The following is a 3942-nucleotide window of genomic DNA, read 5'->3' on the forward strand; positions in this document are numbered from 1 at the left end:
AGGGCGGCCGGGTGAACCTGGACAAGGGGCGGGTATCGCTCACCAAGGGGCAGAGCGTCTCGCTGGTGAAGACCGGCGCGCCGCCGCTCACCCGGGTCCGGATGGGCCTTGGGTGGGATCCGGCCCAGCACGGGAAGTCGATCGACCTCGACGCGTCCTGCATCCTGTTCGATGAGCGCGGCAAGGACGTCGACAAGGTCTGGTTCATGTCCAAGAAAGGCGCCCGGGGAGCCGTGCGCCACTCCGGGGACAACCTGACGGGCCATGGCGAAGGGGACGACGAGACAATCTTGGTCGATCTCGGAGCCCTGCCGGGGAACGTCGTCACTCTGATCTTCACGGTCAACAGTTTCCAGGGACAGACCTTCGTCGAGGTGCGTAACGCCTACTGCCGGTTGTATGACGATCTCACCGGGCAGGAGCTCGTCCGGTTCGACCTGTCTGACTCCAAGCCGTCCACCGGACTGGTGATGTGCCGGGTGCAGCGCGACCGCGGGGCTCCCACCTGGTCGATGACGGCGATCGGGGAGTTTCACGACGGCAAGACCGTCCGCGCCATGGTCAATCCGTCGAGGCAGTACCTGTAGGCAGTACCGGTAGGCAGGATCTGTAGGCAGTGCCGGTAGGCCGATCCCCGGTCCCGGAACGCCGGGCGGTTTGCCGGCGGCCCGCGCGATGGTGTTGATCCGGCCGACCTCTCCGGGTTGTGGGATGTCCCGGGCCGGGTAACCTCCGGCCGTGAACAGGTCTGCAGCGCCGTCGTGGGCCGGTGTGTTGCACTTCGCAGGCATCGCCCGGTGATGGGCATGGTCTCCCGCCCGGCCCCGTCCCGCGTCTACTGCCGCCGGCTGGCGGGCCTGCTCGTCCTGGACCCGAACGGCGACCAGGTCGGCAGGGTGCGCGATGTGATCGCGACGCTGCGACTCGGGCATGAGCCGCCCCGCGTCCTGGGCCTGGCCGTCGAGGTCCAACGCCGACCGATCTTCGTGCCGATGAGCCGGGTCACCGGGGTGGAGTCGGGCGCGGTGGTGCTGTCCTCGGCCCGGCTGAGCTGGCGGCGTTTCCAACAGCGCCCGAACGAGACCCGGGCGCTCGGCGAGCTGCTCGACCGGCGGGTGACGCTCATCTCGTCCGGTGTCGAGGTGACCGTCGTCGACGCCGCGATCGAACTGGTCCGCGGCGGCGACTGGGTGCTCGACCAGGTGGCGGTGCGGGTCGGCCGGGGCCGGCGCGGCGAGGTGAAGACGGTTGCCTGGGACGAGGTCACCGGCTTCTCGCTGCCCGAGGAGGGGCAGGGGGCCGCGAACCTGCTCGCTGCGTTCGAGAAGCTGCGGCCCGCCGACCTCGCGTCGCTGCTGCATGACCTGTCCGAGAAACGGCGCGCGGAGGTCGCCGCCGCCCTTGACGACGAGCGGCTTGCCGACGTCCTCGAGGAGCTGCCGGAGGACGAGCAGGTCGAGCTGCTCGGGGGACTCGCCGACGAGCGGGCCGCCGACGTGCTGGAGGCGATGGGCCCCGACGACGCGGCGGACCTGCTGGGCGAGCTGCCCGCCGACGACGCGGAGCGTCTCCTGCGGCTGATGGAGCCCGACGAGGCCGCCGGCGTGCGCCGTCTGCTGCTCTACGCCGACGACACGGCCGGCGGCATGATGACCAGCGAGCCGGTCGTGCTCGCCCCGAACGCGACGGTCGCCGAGGCGCTGGCCCGCATCCGCGAACCCGAGCTTTCCCCGGCGCTCGCCGCGCAGGTCTACGTGGTGCGTCCGCCCTACGAGACGCCCACCGGCCGCTACCTCGGTCTCGCCCACTTCCAGCGGCTGCTGCGTGAGCCGCCGGCGACCCTGGTCGGTGGCGTGATCGACGTCGACATCGCCTCGCTGCGGCCGGAGACCCCGCTGGCCGAGGTCACCCGTCATCTGGCGTCCTACAACCTGGTGGCGGCACCGGTTCTCGACCGCGCCGGCCGGCTCGTCGGCGTCGTCACCGTCGACGACGTGCTCGACCACCTGCTTCCCGCGAACTGGCGGGAGCGACAGCTCGACGCGGACGTGGATGCGCGGGCGACCCCCGGGGCACTGACTCCGCCCGCCGCGGGCGACGTGGAACCAGGCTCCCGCGGTGAGGCGGGCAGCTCCCCGGCCGCCTCATGAGACGTCTGGGACGTCTGGGAGGTCTGGGAGGTCTGGGAGGTCTGGGACGCCGCCGGCCGCGAGGCGCCCGCCTCGATCAGCCGCGGCTGTCCCGGCGGTCCGCCCTGCGCTCCGCCTACGAGCCGGACGCCTTCGGGCGGATCGCGGAGCGGGTGGCGCGTTTCATCGGCACGGCCCGGTACCTCGTTGCGCAGAGCGTCGTGATTGTGCTGTGGGTCGCTTACAACATCATCGCCCCGCAGTCCGTCCGGTTCGATAATTTCCCGTTCATCTTTCTGACGTTGGTCCTGTCGCTGCAGGCCGCGTACGCGGCACCGCTCATCCTGCTGGCGCAGAACCGCCAAGACGACCGGGACCGCGCGAACCTCGCCCAGGACCGCGAGCAGACCATCCGTAACCGCGAGGACACCGAATACCTCGCCCGCGAACTGGCCGCGATGCGTATCACGATCGGCGAGCTCGCCACCCGGGACTTTCTGCGTTCGGAGCTGCGGGGGTTGCTCGCGGAGCTGGAGGGGCCGGACGGTGACCGGGCGAAGGACCGCGATCGGGAGCGCCGACGGCGGCGGGAGGGCGAGCGTTCGTTACGTCCGCCGTGATGATCGGGCCGGTGCGGCGGGCTGGTGCGAACGGCGGCCGCGCGCCGCACCGGCGGATACCCGGGTGCCTACCGCACGGTACCGCGGCAGAGCGTCAGCACCGCCATCGCGATCTCGACCCCACGAGGCCCCAGCTTGTCCGCCCAGATCGCGATGATTTCGTTCTCCCGGCCGTGCTGGATGCGAGGCCCGCCCTCGGCTGAGCGCAGCGCCTGGATCTGCTGGGACAGATCCCGCCGGGTCGCGACGAGATCACGCAGCTGAGCATCGATGTCATCGATGAGCTGTCGTCCCTCGTCGATCGAGGCGATGGCCGGCGCGGTGCTGGGGGCGTCGACGACGTTCTCCACAAGTGGGCCTTTCGGTCGGAGGCCCGGCGCACCCCAGGCCGAGACAACCCGGAGGCGGACCGGGCCTGGGTCTGGCGCTTGTGCCGCGTGAGATCAGCGGCGGAGCGGGGACCGTGCCCGGTCCCCATAAAACAGCCGTAGCGACGTGCCGTGGCATGCGAGTCGGCGGCACGTGAGTCGACTGCACTGCATGGCAAGAGCATGCCAGCCGCACGCCGATTCGTCCAGAAGCCTGATCTCTTGGGTACCCTCCACCCTGGCTCTTGGGTAACCCCCACCCCGACTAATCCCTCGCCTTGATTAACCCCTCGCCTTGACTCGGGCGGCGGCGCCCGAGCGGGCGTCCGGTAACCGAGGCGAGGCCGGTAGAGACTACAGAGTGAGTGATGGCGCAACTGGAGCTCACCGGCCTGCCCCGCCGGCTTTTTTCCTGCACGCCGTCGCGGCTGGCGGCCTTCGAGGACTGCCCCCGCCGGTACCGGATGACGTATCTGGACCGGCCGCGGCCGCCCAAGGGACCGCCCTGGGCGCACACCTCCTTCGGCGTCAGCGTGCACAACGCGCTGCGACGCTGGTGGGAGGGGCCGATCGAGCAACGGGTCCCACAGCGGGCCGCGGCGCTGTTGCGGTTGCTGTGGGTCGACGAAGGTTTCCGGGACGGTGAGCAGTCGTACCGGTGGCGCGAGCGCGGCGCGCGGATGGCGCATGACTATGTCGCGCACCTCGATCCGGCGGCCGAGCCGCGCGGGGTCGAGCGCTCGGTCGCGGCCCGTACCGAGGCGCTGGCCTTCTCCGGACGGGTGGACCGTCTCGACGACCGGGACGGGGAGCTGGTCGTCGTCG

The 3942-nt window shown here is 70.9% G+C and carries 5 protein-coding genes; 4 read left to right on the top strand and 1 reads right to left on the bottom strand.

Annotated elements, in window-relative coordinates; genetic code table 11:
• The 3 genes from AC08ON_RS03455 to AC08ON_RS03465 all read left to right on the top strand — a co-directional run.
• Nucleotides 1-587: TerD family protein (locus tag AC08ON_RS03455; RefSeq protein WP_476616435.1), on the top strand; the 587-nt coding region annotated here is incomplete at its 5' end.
• A gap of 219 nt (nt 588-806) precedes the next feature.
• The gene (locus AC08ON_RS03460; protein ID WP_476606370.1) at nt 807-2150 is read left to right on the top strand and encodes a magnesium transporter MgtE N-terminal domain-containing protein; all 1344 of its coding nucleotides are present in this window, start codon (nt 807-809) and stop codon (nt 2148-2150) included.
• Nucleotides 2147-2749, top strand: coding sequence for a DUF1003 domain-containing protein (locus tag AC08ON_RS03465; RefSeq protein WP_476606371.1), 603 nt, complete (start codon nt 2147-2149; stop codon nt 2747-2749). Before AC08ON_RS03460 ends, AC08ON_RS03465 begins: the two co-directional genes overlap by 4 nt.
• 68 nt (nt 2750-2817) lie before the next feature.
• Here AC08ON_RS03465 and AC08ON_RS03470 read toward each other — a convergent pair whose 3' ends face one another.
• A complete protein-coding gene (locus AC08ON_RS03470) occupies nt 2818-3099 on the bottom strand; it encodes a chorismate mutase (RefSeq protein ID WP_476606372.1) in 282 nt (93 codons plus the stop codon).
• Nucleotides 3100-3485: 386 nt separating this feature from the next.
• Between AC08ON_RS03470 and AC08ON_RS03475 the strand changes: the two genes are divergently transcribed.
• On the top strand, nt 3486-3942 hold a 457-nt coding region (locus AC08ON_RS03475), incomplete at its 3' end, for a RecB family exonuclease (RefSeq protein WP_476616436.1).

This window comes from Frankia sp. CoWAU3, from assembly GCF_977971855.1.